We start from the raw sequence: 18,113 nt of genomic DNA, 5'->3' as shown, positions 1-18,113 counted from the left end.
TGATACAACTTAAGCTGGCCGTAAAAATAGGCGAAAATGCGGACTTATGCCGGACATAAGAGAGAGATACACCCGGTACATGCTATAATGTGTTTGAAAATTCCTAATTTATCCAACATTAAATTCATTGGAGGTTGCATTTAAAATGAGCAAAATCATCTGCATTACCGGCGCCTCTTCCGGAATCGGACTGGCTACGGCTTTGAAATTCGCCCGTGAAGGCTGGACTGTATACGCCGGCACGCGGAATCTGGCCCGCGACCATGAGCTGTACCGCGAAGAGACCAATCTGCATTTCGTCCATCTCGAAGTCACAGATCCGGACAGCATCCAGCTTGTGATTGACGAGATTGAGCGTGAGCACGGCTCTCTGGATGTGCTGTTCGCAAATGCCGGCTTCGGCTACCTCCGCGCACTTGGACAAGCGCCGGTGGAAGATATTCAGCGTGTCTTCGACACCAACGTATACGGTGTAATGCATACGATCCGGGCCGCACTTCCGCTGCTGCGCAAGAGCGGATACGCTCATATTGTAGCCACTTCAAGTGTAGGCGGACTTGTCGGACAGCCGATGAATGAAATATACTGCGCCAGCAAATTTGCGGTGGAAGGCCTGCTGGAAAGTCTGGCTACCTATTACAAACCGCAATTCAACATCGACGTAACTTTGCTGGAGGCAGGGGCGATTGCCACAGAATTCAACAAAACCGTGCTGGGGCATGTAGCCGGCACCGGCGGGATTCTGGACGACGAATATAAGCCGGTAATTGATGCTTACACCGCAACCTTTCTGCAGCGGAATGTAGAGCCCCAGACGGCAGAGTCCGTAGCCGACGTTATGTGGGAACTGGTGCATATGGAGACCAAGCCGGTGCGTATCCGCACCTCGGAGCGGGCTGAAGCCTTTGTATCCCGCAAAGTAAGTAACGACCCTACCGGCCTGGAAGGCGTACTCAGCACCCGCAAAATTCAGCTTAATATGCAGTAAAGACCGGGCGGCAGGATTCCCCCTAAACGATTCCATGCTTCTTATCATACGTCTATCCCTGTTCCCGCGTTTCAGCCGCTTAAAAATTAGAGCCAAAAAAATTGCCTCCCGGACGTATCGCCGGGAGGCAATTAAATTTATAGTGCAGCTTACCGCTGGAGCGGTTCAATCCGGTAGACTCCGGACTCCGTTCCCCCGCTGATCACCCAGCCAAAGGACAGAACGTCTTCCACACGTTTTTTCTCGTCTGCGTTTAAGGAAACCTCAACCGCTTCCTTGCCTTCCTCCAGCTCCAGCTGCGGCTCTAGGCCGAGGGCGACAGAGATCCAGCTGCGGATGCCGCGGATCGTATTGTATTTAATCTGGTAGCCTTCCGTTACAGCCTGGCGATATTCTTCAGGCTTCTCTGCTGCCAGAGCCGCGAGCTGCTGATAATCAAATTCGAACGGACTATTGTCCACCGGCAGTTCTGTCGCGGAGGTAATTGCCAGCAGCTCTTCATTCGTCCAGCCCAGCCCCCGCAGTGACTCCAATAACAATGCATCCCACTGTGATAATTTTATCCTTTTCACTGTTTCCGTCATCTTCATAACCTCCCGCTTATTCCTTGAAATCATAAGCCACGAAGTGGCCCGGAGTTACCTCTTGCAGCTGCGCTGCCTCACCTTCACCGCGCGTGACGGAGAAGCCGTCCAGATGGATGCGCTGATTCGCCTTGAGCGGATCTGTCTCCAGAATAGAGGATAGCAGCGCCTTCGTATACGGATGCAGCGGATTGTCATACAGCTCATCACTCTCAGCCACTTCCACCAGACGCCCGCCGTACATTACGCCGATCCGGTCGGAAATATGCCGGACCATCGACAGGTCATGGGCAATGAACAGATACGTCAAGCCGAACTCCGCCTGCAGATCCTCCAGCATATTGACTACCTGTGCCTGAACGGACACGTCGAGCGCTGAAATCGGCTCATCGCAGACCACAAACTCCGGCCTTACCGACAGCGCTCTGGCGATGGAAATCCGCTGCCGCTGGCCGCCGCTGAACTCATGGGGGAAGCGGTACAGGTGCTCCCGCTTCAGACCTACTTTCTCCAGCAGTGCAGCCACTGCTTCCTTGCGTTCCTCTCCCTGATACACACCATGGATCTTCATCGGCTCGCTGATCAGCTCCAGCACATTCAGGCTGGGATTCAGCGAGGAATACGGGTCCTGGAAGATGGATTGAATCCGTCTGCGGAAAGGCTTAAGCTGCTTCTCGCCTAAGGCCCCGAGCGGTTGCCCGTCAAATGATACTTCACCAGCGGTGTAATCGTACAGCCGCAGCAAACAGCGCCCCACCGTAGATTTCCCGCTTCCCGATTCACCAACCAGCCCGAAGGTTTCGCCGCGGCGGATCTGGAAGCTGACGCCATCCACCGCTTTAAGGACAGCAGTGTCACGCCCGCGCAGATCCTTGCCCTTGGAGAAGTGCTTCTTGAGATTATTAACATCTACTAAGATACTGCTCTCACTCACCGGATAACCCTCCTTCTGCGACAGCTGCCGCCTGCTGCCCTGCACCATCAGCCAGCCAGCACATCGAGCGGTGTCCCGGGGACAGCTCTGTTACCGGCGGACGTTCGCTGCAGCGGGCAAAGGCATGCGGGCAGCGCTCCATAAACGGGCAGCCCGGCGGCGGATTCAGCAGATCGGGCGGCGTACCCTCGATCGGGATCAGCCGCTCACGCGAACCTCCGCCGCGCTTCGGAATCGAGCGCAGCAGCCCTTGGGTGTATGGATGCTGCGGACGGTAGAAAATATCCTCTACCGTTCCTTCCTCCATAATCAGCCCGCCGTACATCACAATGACCCGGGTGCAGACCTGAGCCACCACCCCGAGGTCATGTGTGATTAGCGCAACTGCCGTATCCGACTTGCCTTTCAGCTCTTTGAACAGGTCAAGAATCTGTGCCTGGATGGTAGCATCCAGCGCCGTAGTCGGCTCATCGGCAATCAGCAGCTCCGGCTGGCAGGAGAGCGCCATCGCGATCATTACCCGCTGGCGCATCCCGCCGCTGAATTCATGCGGATACTGCGCAAGACGCTGCTCCGGATCACGGATACCTACCTGGCGCAGCATTTCAGCCGCTTCCTTGTAGGCTGCTTCTTTATTTAATCCGCGGTGTCTGCGGATCACTTCCGTTAATTGCTGCCCGATTTTTTTGACCGGATTCAGCGAGGTCATCGGGTCCTGAAAGACCATAGCCATCACGTTGCCGCGCAGCTTCCGCCACTCTTTTTCCGAAAGTCCGGTCAGATCCCTGCCGCGAAACTCCATCCTTCCGGAGGTGATCCGTCCCGGAGGGGTAATCAGCGACATGATTGCCTTGGCGGTAACGCTTTTGCCGCTGCCGGATTCCCCGACAATCCCTACGGTCTCACCGGCATTAATATGAAAGTTGACGCCCCGGACCGCCTGGTTCTCCCCGTCACGGGTAGCGAACGATACTTGTAAATTCTCAACAGATAGCAGCCGCTCAGTCATGCTGTCTTCACTCTCCTATCTCTTGATCAGCTTAGGTTCAAAGCCGACCCGCAAAATATCACCCAGCACGTTAAAGCTTAGCACAGTCAGCAGAATCATCAGACCCGGGAATAGTGCCAGATAAGGCGCCTGGGCAATGTAGCCCTGCGCGCTATTCAGCATACTGCCCCAGGTGGCATTCGGCGGCTGTACGCCGAAGCCGAGGAAGCTGAGCGAGGATTCCATCATAATAGCTGAAGCGATGTTGTTGGTTGCTCCTACGATAATGACCGGCACCAGCCCGGGAAGAATATGCCGCCAGATAATGCCGGACGCGCTCTGGCCGGAGGCTTTGGCGTACAGCACGTATTCGCGCTCCTTGATGGTCATCGTCTCCGCCCGGATGACCCGGGCCACCGTCATCCACATCAGCAGGGCTATAATCAGAATGATATTGCCGACGCTCGGCTTAAGGAATACACTGAGCAGCAGCAGGATCAAAAAGGACGGAATCGACATGATGATGTCCAGCATCCGCATCAGCAGATTATCCAGCCAGCCGCCGAAATAGCCGCTGACGACACCGACAGCAACCCCGATAATGGTGGCCACGATCATGGAAGCAAAGCCGACCAGCAGGGAGACACGCCCGCCGTACAGCGCCCGGGCCATATAGTCCCGGCCATAGTCATCCGTTCCGAACCAGTGGCCCGCCCCGGGGGGTGTAAGTCTGGCCATGGCATCCATCGCGTTAGGGTCATAGCCGGACAAGAAAGCAAATATGGAGCCCAGCGTAAAGACCACCAGAATAGCAAGAGCGGCGACACCCAGACCGTTCGTAAACAGCTCTGATTTTAAATTTATCCATTTACTGCGATTCATGAGGTCACCCCTTTAATTTGATACGCGGATCTACGAAGCTGTAGAGAATATCCGCGGCCAGATTGCCGATGATCAGCATGAGGGACGAGAACAGCGTAATCCCCATAATGACCGGATAATCCATACCCCGGACCGCTGTCATCCCCAGTGAGCCGATACCCGGCCAGGAGAAGACCGTCTCGGTCACAATTGCACCCGCCACCAGATCGCCCATGGACATGCCAAGTAGCGTAATGACCGGGAGCAGCACATGCTTCAGCACATGGCGGAACAGAATCGTTGACTTCCGGGAGCCAAAAGCGTATTGAATCTGTACATATTCCTCTTTGAGCTGCCCGATGGTGCTGGAGCGGATATAGCGCACATAGCTGGCCAGGAAACCGAAAGCCAGCACAGAGCAGGGCAAGATGCCATGCTTCAGTACATCGGCGGCCGATTCCACACCAATTGTGCGCATGCCCATACTTGGCAGCAGATGCAGCTTAATGGCGAACAAATACATCAGCAGGATCGCCAGCCAGAATAACGGCACGGAAATCCCGATGTAGGAAATGAAATTGATCAGCTTATCCAGCCAGCGGTTGCGGTTCGCTCCGGCAATCAGACCCAGCGGAATCGCCAGCAATACAGCCAGCAGGATGGCACTGCCCATCAGCCCGGCTGTGGCCGGCAGACGCTCCAGAATCTGCCCCAGTACAGGCTGGTGATTGACCAGGGAGTAGCCGAAATTCCCCTGTACCATTTCTTTGATCCAGATGAAATATTGAATATAGGCCGGCTTATCCAGTCCCAGATTATGACGGATCCGCTCGATATCTTCTGCATGCATATTCGGCGTGACGAAGGACAGCACCGGGTCCCCCGGGGCCAGCTTAATCATTGCAAAGCAGACCACCGACACGAAGAACAGCATCGGTATGGTTTGCAGCAGTCTACGGACGATGAGTTGTCTCATACGCGATTCTCCCAGCTCTTGATCGGCAAAAAAATAAGCTGGAGGTCCAGCTTATTTTTCGCCGTACTTATTTTTTACTGTGGCTTATTTCTGGTAGATCTTCGACAAATCTTCAAAAATAACAACAGGCTTCAGAACGGCTTCATCAATACCGCCGTAGTTTTTGGAGACGGCTACGACAGTTTTAGTATAAGCGATAGGATAGATTGGTGCATCACCAGCGATAATTTCCTGGACCTGCTTGTAGATTTCACCGCGTTTGGCAGGATCCGCTTCGCCGGCGCCTTCGTTCATCAGCTTATCAACCTCAGCGTTGGAATAATGCGAATAGTTAGAAGAGCTGTCTGTAGTGAAGAGGATACGGTAAGCATCCGGATCATATCCCATGATATAACCAGTAAGTGCAAGCTCAAAATCAGTAGCCTTCAGGTCGATGAACTTCTGTACCCAAGCGGAGGAATCCATGTTCTGCAGTTCCACTTCAACACCGATTTCTTTCAGCTTCTGCTGCACATACAGGGAGATCGCTTCCTGCGCTTTGTTACCGCTCTGTACAATATATCTCAGCTTCAGGTTGCTCTCTCCGGCGGATGCCAGCAGTTCCTTCGCTTTAGCAGCGTCATTGTCAAAAGTAGTTACATCATTCGTGAAGTACAAGGCATCAGGAGTCAGGAAGGACTTCGCCGGATCCGCATATTCACTGGATGTGTACGCCGTCTGGATCAGTTCATCACGGCTAAGGGCCAGGGACAGGGCTTGACGGACTTCTTTTTTAGCCAAGGCGCCGGTATCGCTGTTCGCATTGAACATCAGATAAGCCAGACGGCCTTCGCTGTAAGGCAGAATTTCGAAGTTATTCGTAGCCTGAATCGTCGCTACATCCTTCGGATCGAGGTACTGCACGTTGATCTCGCCGTTCTGCAGGGCAAGGTTAGCAGCGTTGGCATCCTTGGCAATCCGGTAGGTTACCGAATCCAGGTGAGGCTTGCCGCCGAAGTAGTTATCGAATCTTTCCAGGGTCAGATACTCGCCTGCTTTGTATTCTTTGAATTTGAACGGACCGGAACCTACAGGAGCAGCATTCTTGGTGCTCTTCTCAATGTCGGCTTCATTCTCAAAGATATGCTTCGGAATCGGGAACACCTGCACCAGCGTAGCTTCGAATGCCGGGCTGACCTGCGGAAGCTTGAATTCTACAGTCAGATCATCCACTTTAGTGGCCGTAATCGGCTTGTCATTAATCAGGAAGTTAGCGCGCAGGAAGCTGTTCTGCTTCTCGTCTAAAATGCTGTCGATCGTGAACACAACGTCATCTGCCGTCAGCTTCTCACCATCATGCCAGGTAAGGCCGTCTTTTAGCTTCAGTGTGTAGGTAAGATTGTCGGCCGAAGGCGTGAGGCTCTCTGCCAGATAGAATGTTTTCTTACCATTGTTCACTTGGAAGAGCGGTGCGTAGAGTGCCTGGTCAATTGTCAGGCTGATACGGTCACCCGCGTAGTTCGGATTAAGCACCTGCGGATCGGAAGCGACTCCGATAATCAGGCTCCCGCCGTCCTTCGGCTCTGTGCTGGCAGCTGCTTCAGTAGCTGCTGGCGAAGCACTTGTATTAGTAGATGCTGCGTTGTTGTTCCCCCCGGAGCATGCACTGATCATAAATGTTAACAATATTAAAGCGACAACCCCTGATAGCCCTCTTTTCATCTCTTTCTCTCCTCCATTGTCTATGAGCAAACTCACTCGTTATGTTGTTTTTGAATTATATATCGGAATACTCGGAATTACAATGAATGATTTTTTCAAATCTGTAACTTTGAGGAAATTAGCAAAATTAGGGTTAGTCTCGTACGTCTCTAAATATATTGAATATATATACTTCATATCATCTATTTGTGAATGCAAGGGGATGTTCTATACCATGATAACCCTGTCCAGGAGGGTTCGGCTATGAGCGAGACTAAGACCCGGGTGCTGGTTGGCAGCCCGATTCACCAAAAACCGCAAATCCTGCAAGAATTCCTGAATTCACTGCTGCGCCTGCGGCGTGACGGAGTGACGCTGGATTTCTATTTTATCGATGACAATGAGGATGATGCCGCAAGTGCGCTGCTCCGGCAATTCGCCCCGGAAGGCAGTGAGGTCTTCCACCAGTCCTCCGGCTTCCATGATGCGTATATCCGCAATGATACCACTCATTTCTGGAATTCCGACCTGGTCTGGAAAGTGGCCGGCTTCAAAAATCTGATGATCCGCCGGGCAGAGGCCTTCGGCTATGATCATCTGTTCCTGATTGATTCCGATCTGATCCTCCATCCTGATACGCTGTTACATCTGATCCGGACAGAGAAGGATATCATTTCGGAGATATTCTGGACCCAGTGGCAGCCCGGCACCCTACTGCAACCGCAGGTCTGGATGCATGATGAGTATAACCAGTGGGAGATTCTCCCCGGGGAAAAGGTAGGGCCGGAGGAAATCAACCGCCGATTCCAACTATTCCTGTCCAGGCTCCAGCAGCCGGGAATTTATGAAGTAGGCGGCCTTGGCGCCTGCACCCTGATCAGCCGCCGGGCCATCGAGTCCGGAGTCAGCTATGACAGGATCCCGAATATTTCCTTCTGGGGAGAAGACCGCCACTTCTGCATCCGTGCTGCTGCCCTGGGGATCCCGCTTTATGTGGATACTCATTATCCGGCCCTGCATCTGTACCGGGACAGTGACCTGGCCAAGGTCACAGACTACATCCGGATCACAACCGTCGAGCTGGCGGCGGGCGGATCTGAGTCCGGGACGGCAGACATTGCCGGGGTAACGGCAGAGCCGCTTCACCGGCCGGATCCGGAGCCTGCTTCCGCCTTATGGTCGGCGGCGGAAGCGGAGAACCGCCTTCATAAAGATCCGCCGTCCCAGGCGGGGAAGTCCCCTGATCCCGCTAAGACGGCTGCATCGTCTGCGGCAGCAAAGCGGCCCAAGCTCACGCTGATGATGGCCGTCAAGAACGAGGCTCCGCGCTTCCTGCGGACAGTACTGCAGGAGCACCGCAAATACATTGACGAAGCTGTCATTATTGATGACGGCAGCACTGATGATTCAGCGGACATTTGCCGGGAAGTTCTTCAGGGCATTCCGCTTCATCTTGTGCGCAATTCTGTCTCCAGGTTCAGCAATGAAGCCGAGCTACGCAAGCAGCTGTGGGAAGAGGTCGTCAAAACAAACCCCGAGTGGATTCTGAGCCTGGATGCGGATGAAATTTTCGAGGCACGTTTCGCCCAGGATATAGAGATTCTGCTGCAGGAGGACAACTGTGACCTGTTCTGCTTCCGGCTGTACGATTTCTGGGACGACCATCATTACCGTGAAGACATGTACTGGCGCTCCCACCAGAGCTACCGCCCGTTTCTGCTCCGCTACCGGGAGGATTTCACCTATGTCTGGAATGACTCACCGCAGCACTGCGGACGGCTCCCGGAGAATATTTTTGAACTGTCCCATCAGCTCAGCAATCTGCGGCTCAAGCATCTCGGCTGGTCCCGGCCGGAATACCGGCTCGATAAATATAAGCGCTATATGCAGCTGGACCCCGAGGGCGTCTACGGATGGATGGAGCAATATCAGTCGATTCTCGACCAGCACCCCAAGCTGGTTCCTTGGACGGAGTGAACGGTGATATAATGGACCTCATGTGGTTTGGGCTCCAAACCCGGTGATTTCAAAATCCAGGAGGTACATCTTGAAGGCTGACATCCGTTCAACACCGGCATCATCATCCAAACGCAACTACATTCTGCAGCTGCTGACCGTATTTGTCGGCTTTCTGATTTTCGGCTTTTCTGAAAATATTAAAGGGCCCGCCATTCCGCGTATCCAGAGCGATTTCCGGCTGGATGAAATACAGCTCGGGACGCTGCTGTCCCTGAACTCGCTCGGTTATCTGCTGGCCTGCACCTTCACTGCACTTTTAATCCGTAAAATCGGCATCAAGGCGGTAAGCCTGCTCGCCTTCGGCTCAATGGCTGTATCCGGCGTATTCATCTTCCTGTCGCATAGCTACCCTGCGCTATCGAGCTCTTTTTTCCTGATGTATATCGGCAACGGGATGCTGGAGATTGGCCTGGCGGTGCTCGGTGCGCGGATTTTTGTGAAAAACACCGGCACGATGATGAATCTATCCCATTTTTTCTATGGCCTTAGCTCCACCGTCGCGCCGCTGATTTCTTCCGGACTGATGACCGTCACGATATTTGGCCATTTGCTGGATTGGCGGGGCGTCTATCTGATTATTCTCATGTTATCCGTCCTTCCGATGATTCCGGCCTTTCTAGGCAAATTCCCGGGTGATGCCACGCTGACGGAGGACCGTATTCCGTTATCGTCCATCTCCCGCGATCCGGTCATCTGGCTGCTGGTCGCCGTCCTTTCCTTTGGCGTCATTTCAGAGCTGGCGATCGGCGGCTGGCTAGTTAACTTTCTGGAAAAAGCCTACGGCTGGCGTTCCGCCTCTGCTGCGGGCATGCTGTCCGCCTTTTTCCTCTGCTTCACGCTGGCCCGGCTCATTCTCGGCCCCGTGACCGACAAAATCGGCTTCGCCCTCTCGCTGATCCTCTTCTCTGCCTTCTCCGGGCTATGTACGTTCGCTGCCATCCTGCTCGGGGAATCCGGTGCCGTTCTGTTCGCCGTTGCCGGTGTCGGCATCGCGCCGGTCTACCCGACAATTATGGCGCTGATCGCCGACCGGTACCGCCAGGGCAGCGATACGGCGATTACCTTCATCGTCACCCTGATGGGTGTGGCCAGTGTGCTGGGCAACTACTTCATCGGTGCGATCACGGAAGGGATCAAGCAGCTGTTCTCCTCCGGTGCCGAGGAAGGTGCGGGACTGCTCCGCGGACTGCAGGCGGGCTACGGCTTCATCGGCCTGTGCGCCCTGCTCTGTTCAATGTTCGCTTATCTGCTGTATCGTCATTTGCAGAAGAAGGGTCAGCTGCTCTAGATATATTTCTCAGAAGATGGGCGTCATTTCTTTCGGGTGTAACCCAATCAAAAGCAAAAACAGCGGTAAATCAGGATTTAACAATCACTCCTGATTTACCGCTGTTTTATTATGTTTTCATATCACTTTAAAAAATCCACAGAACCAGGAAAATAATAAATGCAATAACAGCCACTGCAATAAGCAGATCAGTTACCTGCCTCCAAAAGCCAGGAACCCCTTCTGTATGATACTTTTGCGCATTTACATCATGATTAGCCTTGTGACCGCCGGGATCCGGATTATTTGAGCTTGGTCCTGGATTAGAGAAGTCAGCCATGGGAATCATCTCCTTTATGTAATTATACACCATATTATTTCAAATTCACTATATTTTCACATTTGTAAAACAACCTCACTATCCTATAGTCCATTACCGTTCAAATGAATCGATAGCAAATTTCTTCAATGAAATAATATCTCACGTCAAGTTCTTAGGGGATCAAAGCGCAGCAAAATAGCTGCCCAAGTACAATTCAGCTTTAGCTAAGAAGGATCTCAGCATGCATAGTTGTACCAAAGCAGCTATTTTCATTGCTCATATATTGTTGGTCAGGTTCTGTTGAAAGCCGCCTCAGGCCGCCGGATGGCCACATTCAGCCTGCCGTCCGCCTCATCAACCACCAGAATTGAGCCTTCCTCTGCTTCCCCGGCGATCAGCGCCCGCGCAACAGGTGTCTCCAGGCTCCGCTGGATGAAGCGTTTCAGCGGTCTCGCCCCGTACACCGGATCGAAGCCCTCCTTGGCAATAAACCGTACCGCCGCTTCGCTCAGCGTAAGACCGATGCCCCGTTCAGCCAGCCGTGTACGCAAACCATCCGCTAATTTGACAACAATCTGCCCGATTTCGCCCAGTGTCAGCGGCTTGAACATCACAATATCATCCACCCGGTTCAGGAACTCGGGGCGGAAATGGCCGCTCAGCTCCTTCATCACCCGGTCCTTGACCGCCTGCGTCAGCTCCCCGTTGTCATCCGTACCCTGAATGAGATGCGGCGAGCCGATATTTGAAGTCATAATAACAATCGTATTCTTGAAATCCACGATCCGGCCCTGGGAATCGGTCAGCCGCCCGTCATCCAGCAGCTGCAGCAGGATGTTGAAGACATCGGGGTGCGCCTTCTCCACTTCGTCCAGCAGCACAACGGTGTACGGCTGGCGGCGGACTGCCTCCGTAAGCTGGCCCCCTTCCTCATAGCCGATATATCCCGGAGGCGCACCGACGAGACGGGAGACACTATGCTTCTCCATGTACTCCGACATGTCGATGCGGATCATTCCGTCTTCCCGGTCGAACAGCGAGACGGCCAGCGCTTTGGCCAGCTCCGTCTTGCCGACACCGGTCGGCCCGAGGAACAGGAACGAACCGATCGGACGGTTCGGGTCTTTGATTCCGGCCCGGGCGCGCAGCACGGCGTCGGCCACCAGCGACACGGCCTCCTCCTGGCCGACCACCCGCTCATGCAGCGTCTCCTCCAGCCGCAGCAGCTTATCCCGCTCGCCCTCCACCAGTCTGCTGACCGGAACTCCGGTCCAGCGGGACACGATATCGGCGATCTCCTCTTCGGTCACGGCCTCGCGCAGCAGCCGGCTCTCCTGATCCTGCTGGGCTGCTTCCTCGGCAGCCTTAACCTGCTTCTCCAGCTCGGGAATGATGCCGTAGCTCAGCTCCGCCGACTTGTTCAGGTCATAGACCTCCTGCGCGTCAACCAGGTCTTTACGGGCCTGCTCCAGTCTTTTTTTCAGGTCGCGGATGCCCTGAATCGCGGACTTTTCCTTCTCCCAGCGGGCCGTCATGCCCAGATGCTTTTCCTTGAGATCGGCCAGCTCCCGCTGCAGAATCTCCAGGCGGCGGGCGCTGGCATCGTCGGTTTCTTTTTTCAGCGCGGCTTCTTCAATCTCCATCTGCATCAGGCGGCGGGTAACCTCATCCATCTCGCCCGGCATGGAGTCGATCTCGGTACGGATCATCGCGCAGGCTTCATCGACCAGATCAATCGCCTTATCCGGCAGGAAGCGGTCGGTGATGTAGCGGTTGGATAATACGCCCGCAGCAACAAGTGCACTGTCATGGATTTTGACCCCATGATGCACCTCGAACCGCTCCTTCAAGCCGCGCAGAATCGAAATCGTGTCCTCGACATCCGGCTCGCTGACCAGCACCTGCTGGAAGCGGCGCTCCAGCGCGGGGTCCTTTTCAATGTATTTGCGGTATTCATCCAGTGTTGTCGCTCCGATACAGTGCAGCTCACCGCGGGCCAGCATCGGCTTCAGCATATTCCCGGCATCCATCGCGCCTTCCGTTTTGCCTGCGCCGACAATCGTGTGCAGCTCATCGATGAAGAGGATAATCCGGCCGTTGCTCTCGCGGATCTCCTTCAGTACGGCCTGCAGCCGCTCCTCAAATTCCCCGCGGTATTTAGCCCCGGCGACCAGAGCGCTCATATCCAGTGAGAAAATCGTCTTATCCTTCAGCCCCTCCGGCACATCCCTGCGGACAATCCGGTGGGCCAGGCCTTCGACAATCGCTGTCTTCCCTACACCGGGTTCTCCAATCAGTACCGGATTGTTCTTCGTCTTGCGGGAGAGGATGCGGATCACCCGGCGGATCTCCCCGTCGCGCCCGATGACGGGGTCAATCTTGCCGGCCCGCACTTCGGCCACCAGATCACGGCCGTATTTCTCCAGCACTTCATAGGTGGCCTCCGGCTCCCGGCTGGTCACCCGCTGATGGCCGCGGATGTCCGCCAGCACCTCCAGCAGCTTGTCGCGGGTCACGCCACGGCTGGTGAACAATCCGCGCAGCTCGCGGTTCGCGCTGCCGGTATCGGACACCATCGCCAGTACGGCGTGCTCCACGGCCACGAACTCATCCTGCATCGCGGCCGCTTCCTTCTCAGCCTGATCCAGCACCTCCAGCAGCGATGCCGAAGCATAGCGCCGCATTGTACCTGCACCCGATCCGCTGACACTCGGCTTCCGCTGCAGCAGCTCCTCCGTACCGCGCAGCAGCTCAGCTGCGGGAATGTTCATCTTCTGCAGCAGCCGCGGCAGCAGACCTTCATGCTGCTGAAGAAGCGCCTTCAGCAGATGGAGATGTTCGATCTCCTGATGGCCGCCTGCCGCAGCCAGTGACTGTGCCGCGGCGACGGCTTCCTGCAGTTTTTGCGTTAATTTATTGAAATCCATGGTCTTCAGCACCTTTCCTCTGGAACTTGTTCCTTATATGTTATTACCCTGGCCGTGTTACCCCTTTGCAGCCTTCTGCCGCCGCGTTCCGCCGCCCTGCCGTCCCGCTCCGGCCTGGAAATTGGAGGCTTCAGCCAACTTACGGTACAGGTTCTTCTCTGTAGTGCCGGTATCCGGCGGAATGACTATTTCAACAACGAACAGAATGTCGCCGTTCGCTCCGCTCTGACGCTTCAGCCCCTTGCCGGGAATGCGCAGCGTTCTGCCGCCTGTTGTTCCAGCCGGAATCTTCAGCTTGATGCTGCTGCCGTCGGGCAGTGGAACTTTCGCCTCCCCGCCGAGCACAGCCTGCCATGGTGCGATTTCAACCGTACCGTACAGATCGCCGTCTTCCGCCTCGTAAATTTCATGCGGGGCAAGATGCAGCACAATCAGCAGGTCTCCTGCCTCTGCTGCACCCTTTACTGCGCTGCCCGGCACACGGAGGACCGTTCCTTCCGGAGAACGCGCCGGGATACTGACAGTCACATCCTTACCACCCACCTGCACCCTGACGTTTCCGCCCTTATAGGCCTGCTCCAGCGTGATCTCCAGCTGGGCCTGCATCATACCCTGCGTTCCGCCGAAGCCGCTGCCGCTGCCGGAGAAAAAATCAAACCCGGACCGGTCCGCCCCGCCCCGGCTGCCAAAGAACATACTGAACAAATCCTCTTCGGGAATCCCGCCAGCGGTAGAGTAGCTTCCGCTCCAGCCCGCACCAAACGGCGACTCCCGGCCAGAACCGGACGAAGCGCCGGCGGTTCTCCAGGCTCCCGGCTGCCCCGGCCGGCCTGAACCGTAACGGAGCTCCTCATCATAGGCTTTGCGCTTTTCTTCGTTGCCGAGCACCTCGTAAGCTTCCGCCGCTTCCTTGAATTTCTCTTCAGCGCCCGGAGCCTTATTGACATCAGGATGCCATTGTTTGGCCAGCTTCTGATAGGCTTTTTTGATCTCCTGCCTGCTCGCCTGTTTGCCTACGCCAAGTGCATCATAGTAGTTTTTTGCCGCCACCATGGCCCTCTCCTTTCGCTAATTTCCTATACGAATCCGCTCATCTATTTATTCTATCCGTTTCCCAAAAAAAGACGCACCATAGCCGGTATCCCCACTACAATGCGCCTTTTTATGAACTGCTATATGAAAAGCCCGGTGAAGCTGCCGTGACTGCGGAGCTCAGAGGGGACTTCGGCTGGCTGCCGGCCCGGAACCCACTGCTTCAGCACCTTCGCGCAGACTTGAACAGCTTACTGAAGCTGCGGCCCGGATGTACCGTGGTCCTGAATCTCGATGCGCTTGCCGGCTGATTTTTGCCGTTTAGGCACCTCAAGCGACAGCAGTCCATCTTTCAGTGAGGCACGGATTTCGTCATCGTTAATATCCTGCACATAGAAACGGCGGACATACTCACCGTAGCGGCGTTCGCGGCGCACGATCTTGTGATCTTCGTTCTCCTGGCTGTTCTCATCTTTGCGCACGGCTTTAATCGTCAGATAAGGGCTGGCATAATCAATGTCGATTTCTTCTTTTTTGAAGCCGGGCAGTTCAGCCTCAATCAGATACGCCTGCTCACTCTCGCGGATATCCGTCCGGAAAGACAGGGTGGAACTGGTCATCGGGGCAAAAAAATCATCGTTGAACACTTCATTCAAGGACTTTGCCAATGCACCAAATACGTCATCTCTGCGTTTTCCAAAAGGAACCAAATCAAACATCGTTCATTCTCCTCTCATTGACTTTTAATTTGACCTTGACTTTATTTGACCTTATGCCTTTATTATAGCCCCGCCTCCGTTTAATCTCAAAACCGGTATACGCCAAAAAACCGGGAAATCCCGGCGTTTTGGCTGATTTGGCAGACATTTTTTCGGTGTAATTAACTTTCTGACCTTTTTTGACCTTTATTTTAAATAACGCTCCCGGTACTCATTCTCGAGCATGCTCATTATTACAACATCATGGTACTCATGATCATAAAAAAGCGTCTGACGCCGCACGCCCTCCCGGACAAAACCGACGCTCTCATACACATGTGCAGCACGGCTATTGTACGAATAAACCTCCAGCTCTATGCGGTGCAGATTCAGTATGCCGAAGCCGTAGTCAAGCATCAGGATCAGCGCTTCCCGGCCATATCCCTTATTCTGATGCTGTTCATGGCCAATGGCGAGACGCAGACCGGCGGTGCGGTTGCCCCGGTCCATATCCTGAATGGCGATGTCGCCGATCACCTCATCAGTCTCTTTAAGGGCAATCAGCAGCAGCACCGCACTGTCATCGTCCGCTTTACGCTCTATGTATGCTGCGATCTGCTCTTTGTTGATATGCCTCTGTGTCCCTGTGAGCCTGCGTACCTCTGCACCATAGAACATATGGTAATACTGTTCGGCATCCTCCCCGTTCAGCGGGCGCAGGTATACCTTATCCCCGAATAATAAACCAGACTGCTTGCTCATTGTTCCATCTCCTGTCTCTTTTGGTAGCTCTATGGTATTACAAATCTGGATACTATAAAATAGCCAAAACTGTTAAAATCCAGAAGAAGGTTTGGAGAATCAGATGCCGCCTGAAGCAGAGAAGAGGTGCAAACATGACGCTTAACCATTACCTGGGATCAGACAGGCCGCTGCCCGCCGGAAGCTTCGGCTATGTATTCTCGTACCAAAAGTACGCGGATATCCCCAAATCGGATGACCCTAGTGCGCTTCACAACATCATGGACCTATCGCATTTAAATGATACCCTTGTCCAGGTGTTTGAGAGTGATCTGGATGCGGCGGGGCTGGAGATCGCAGACGTGACCGCCTTACCGTGGAGGCAGAAGCTGCTTATAACTAAGCCTTATGTTTATGGGATTAGCGGTTCTTTTAATATTAGTAAGGAGATGAGGGTGCAGAGTCCCCTGTCTTTTGAAATCGGGCGAAAATGCATCGGGCTGCTGCTCTCCCACATGAATGACCATATGGAGGAAGGGGAATCCATGGAAATCTACTCTTGCTGGGATAGTGAGCTGGAGATGGACAGGAACACAGAGCTCGATTCCACCCTTCATCTGCCGGACTTTAAGCTGGGAGACGTCTTCGAACTGGCAGACAAGCAATTGATCCGGGTTACCAAATAGCTTAGCGCCTCCAGCTTGACGGGTCAGCAGTTATTACTGTGAAAAGAAAATAAACTGTTAGACTGTATTTGTTGAATTAACAAGGTTTCTGGGTTTGATCATCGTCAACTTTTAATAAATAAGTTTTAGACTGACTCATTAAAACAAGCGGCAGAACAAGACTTGATAAATAAGTCTTAGACTGCCGCTGCTATTCAACTAACGTTTCCCGTTAGTTGAATCACCTATAATAGTCTTCTTTACCAATTCCAGGTGTGCCTCATCTCTCTAATTCCAATGTCCCATATTCTTTCATTCCCCTCCAAGGTGATCGCGAGCTCATTGGCCCCCTGAAGATAAATTGAGGACATCTCCGGTTCATCGCTTGGATCTTTTGAAGATGCAGACAGATACTCCTGGCCATCGGCAGAGATACGAAGACTCCCATAAGCATCCTCTTTATTGGGAATCCCAAAATTTAAGTAGAGATAAAGCTCCTTTTTGCCTAGCGTATATGTGTATGTCACCGTATTTTCACCTTCGGTGCTATATGCATTATATTGGGGCTCTACGTTTTGTCCACCAATTTGAAAGCTGTCTCGCTTTGTTCCTGTAGATGAACTTATACCGCTGTTTTTTAGTTCGTTTAACGCAACGAAGGGGCCAAGCTCTTTTGTGAACGCTTTGTCGGCGATACCGAAGATTCCCCAAATCCCGATCAACAGGATAATGGCGGAGATGCCCGTAGTAGCTATGTTTCTCCAGACTTTTTTCGTACGAAATCCGAATCTAAATGCCCCGAATCCGACTGCTGCGCCTAAAGAGTTTTGAATTACGTCATTCATATCGAAGCTGCCGAGCATAGAGAGCGCCTGAACGGTCTCAAGTACAAGGATACACAGAATGAATAAGATCATAAATCGTAAGAAGCCTGTTCGATACAACAACGGGATCAAGATGCCGAAAGGAATAAAGGCTGCGATGTTTCCAAAAACCCAAGCATCCATCAGCGTAGGATGTTGAAGATCCGATAGACCCGGCAGCCTAAAAAAATCACCCGGTAAAAGTAGAAAGTTGTAACCTGTCCCCCGATCTACGGTTTCTGCTCTGCCGAAAGCGAGAAACATAAAATAAAGAATCAAAACGGTATAACATAGGATTACGGCCAAAATAACTTTACGGTGCTTGGTATTCATTATATTCTCCTTTATACGCAAGTGCTTTCCAGACCAAAATACCTCATGAAGAAGCGCTGGTAAAGTATATAAATTCAGACCCCGCAAGGAATTTCTTAAAAACTTGCCCGTATTTAGGGTACGGTTCAGCGCGAATAATTTTCAACTAAAGTTCCCGGTTAGCGTAATGAAGAACGTGCTGAATTCCCTCGAAATCCCTCGTGGGCGGACCGAGGGGCGGATGCCCCGATGCGTG

Annotated in this window: 16 protein-coding genes; 4 read left to right on the top strand and 12 right to left on the bottom strand. The window is 53.4% G+C overall.

Going from position 1 to position 18,113, the window contains the following annotated elements; genetic code table 11:
• Positions 1 to 145: 145 nt before the first annotated feature.
• The gene (locus QU597_RS01570) at positions 146 to 988 is read left to right on the top strand and encodes an SDR family oxidoreductase (RefSeq protein ID WP_310831065.1); all 843 of its coding nucleotides are present in this window, start codon (positions 146 to 148) and stop codon (positions 986 to 988) included.
• A 149-nt stretch (positions 989 to 1,137) separates the two neighbouring features.
• On the opposite strand, the gene QU597_RS01565 is transcribed toward QU597_RS01570, so the two are convergent.
• The 6 genes from QU597_RS01565 to QU597_RS01540 form a co-directional block, all read right to left on the bottom strand.
• The gene (locus tag QU597_RS01565) at positions 1,138 to 1,572 is read right to left on the bottom strand and encodes a hypothetical protein (protein WP_310831064.1); all 435 of its coding nucleotides are present in this window, start codon (positions 1,570 to 1,572) and stop codon (positions 1,138 to 1,140) included.
• A 16-nt stretch (positions 1,573 to 1,588) separates the two neighbouring features.
• Positions 1,589 to 2,554 (bottom strand): ABC transporter ATP-binding protein, encoded by a 966-nt coding sequence (locus tag QU597_RS01560; RefSeq protein ID WP_370656226.1) that lies wholly within the window; start codon positions 2,552 to 2,554, stop codon positions 1,589 to 1,591.
• Entirely contained in the window at positions 2,499 to 3,515 is a 1,017-nt protein-coding gene (locus QU597_RS01555; protein ID WP_310831062.1) for an ABC transporter ATP-binding protein, read from the bottom strand. The genes QU597_RS01560 and QU597_RS01555 overlap by 56 nt, the downstream gene beginning before the upstream one ends.
• A gap of 15 nt (positions 3,516 to 3,530) precedes the next feature.
• The gene (locus tag QU597_RS01550; RefSeq protein WP_310831061.1) at positions 3,531 to 4,376 is read right to left on the bottom strand and encodes an ABC transporter permease; all 846 of its coding nucleotides are present in this window, start codon (positions 4,374 to 4,376) and stop codon (positions 3,531 to 3,533) included.
• A gap of 4 nt (positions 4,377 to 4,380) precedes the next feature.
• Positions 4,381 to 5,331 (bottom strand): ABC transporter permease, encoded by a 951-nt coding sequence (locus tag QU597_RS01545; RefSeq protein WP_236336605.1) that lies wholly within the window; start codon positions 5,329 to 5,331, stop codon positions 4,381 to 4,383.
• A gap of 84 nt (positions 5,332 to 5,415) precedes the next feature.
• A complete protein-coding gene (locus tag QU597_RS01540; RefSeq protein ID WP_310831060.1) occupies positions 5,416 to 7,032 on the bottom strand; it encodes an ABC transporter substrate-binding protein in 1,617 nt (538 codons plus the stop codon).
• A 243-nt stretch (positions 7,033 to 7,275) separates the two neighbouring features.
• Between QU597_RS01540 and QU597_RS01535 the strand changes: the two genes are divergently transcribed.
• Both QU597_RS01535 and QU597_RS01530 read left to right on the top strand, forming a co-directional pair.
• Positions 7,276 to 8,988: a glycosyltransferase gene (locus QU597_RS01535; RefSeq protein WP_310831059.1), complete on the top strand. Its 1,713-nt coding sequence runs from the start codon at positions 7,276 to 7,278 to the stop codon at positions 8,986 to 8,988.
• A gap of 70 nt (positions 8,989 to 9,058) precedes the next feature.
• A complete protein-coding gene (locus QU597_RS01530; RefSeq protein WP_310831058.1) occupies positions 9,059 to 10,318 on the top strand; it encodes an MFS transporter in 1,260 nt (419 codons plus the stop codon).
• A gap of 127 nt (positions 10,319 to 10,445) precedes the next feature.
• Here QU597_RS01530 and QU597_RS01525 read toward each other — a convergent pair whose 3' ends face one another.
• The 5 genes from QU597_RS01525 to QU597_RS01505 form a co-directional block, all read right to left on the bottom strand.
• Positions 10,446 to 10,637, bottom strand: coding sequence for a hypothetical protein (locus QU597_RS01525; RefSeq protein WP_054943261.1), 192 nt, complete (start codon positions 10,635 to 10,637; stop codon positions 10,446 to 10,448).
• 272 nt (positions 10,638 to 10,909) lie between these two features.
• A complete protein-coding gene (gene clpB / locus QU597_RS01520; protein ID WP_310831057.1) occupies positions 10,910 to 13,546 on the bottom strand; it encodes an ATP-dependent chaperone ClpB in 2,637 nt (878 codons plus the stop codon).
• A gap of 57 nt (positions 13,547 to 13,603) precedes the next feature.
• Positions 13,604 to 14,599: a DnaJ C-terminal domain-containing protein gene (locus QU597_RS01515; RefSeq protein ID WP_310831056.1), complete on the bottom strand. Its 996-nt coding sequence runs from the start codon at positions 14,597 to 14,599 to the stop codon at positions 13,604 to 13,606.
• 230 nt (positions 14,600 to 14,829) lie between these two features.
• Entirely contained in the window at positions 14,830 to 15,297 is a 468-nt protein-coding gene (locus tag QU597_RS01510; protein WP_310831055.1) for an Hsp20/alpha crystallin family protein, read from the bottom strand.
• Positions 15,298 to 15,483: 186 nt separating this feature from the next.
• Entirely contained in the window at positions 15,484 to 16,038 is a 555-nt protein-coding gene (locus QU597_RS01505; protein WP_310831054.1) for a GNAT family N-acetyltransferase, read from the bottom strand.
• Positions 16,039 to 16,172: 134 nt separating this feature from the next.
• On the opposite strand from QU597_RS01505, the gene QU597_RS01500 reads away from it, so the two are divergent.
• The gene (locus QU597_RS01500) at positions 16,173 to 16,703 is read left to right on the top strand and encodes a hypothetical protein (RefSeq protein ID WP_310831053.1); all 531 of its coding nucleotides are present in this window, start codon (positions 16,173 to 16,175) and stop codon (positions 16,701 to 16,703) included.
• A 239-nt stretch (positions 16,704 to 16,942) separates the two neighbouring features.
• Here QU597_RS01500 and QU597_RS01495 read toward each other — a convergent pair whose 3' ends face one another.
• Positions 16,943 to 17,878 (bottom strand): VanZ family protein, encoded by a 936-nt coding sequence (locus tag QU597_RS01495; protein WP_310831052.1) that lies wholly within the window; start codon positions 17,876 to 17,878, stop codon positions 16,943 to 16,945.
• Positions 17,879 to 18,113: the final 235 nt, after the last annotated feature.

This window comes from Paenibacillus pedocola, from assembly GCF_031599675.1.
Lineage (GTDB): Bacteria > Bacillota > Bacilli > Paenibacillales > Paenibacillaceae > Paenibacillus_AQ > Paenibacillus_AQ pedocola.
The sequence above is the reverse complement of the archived record's forward strand: the minus strand, read 5'-3'. Positions and strand labels throughout refer to the sequence as shown.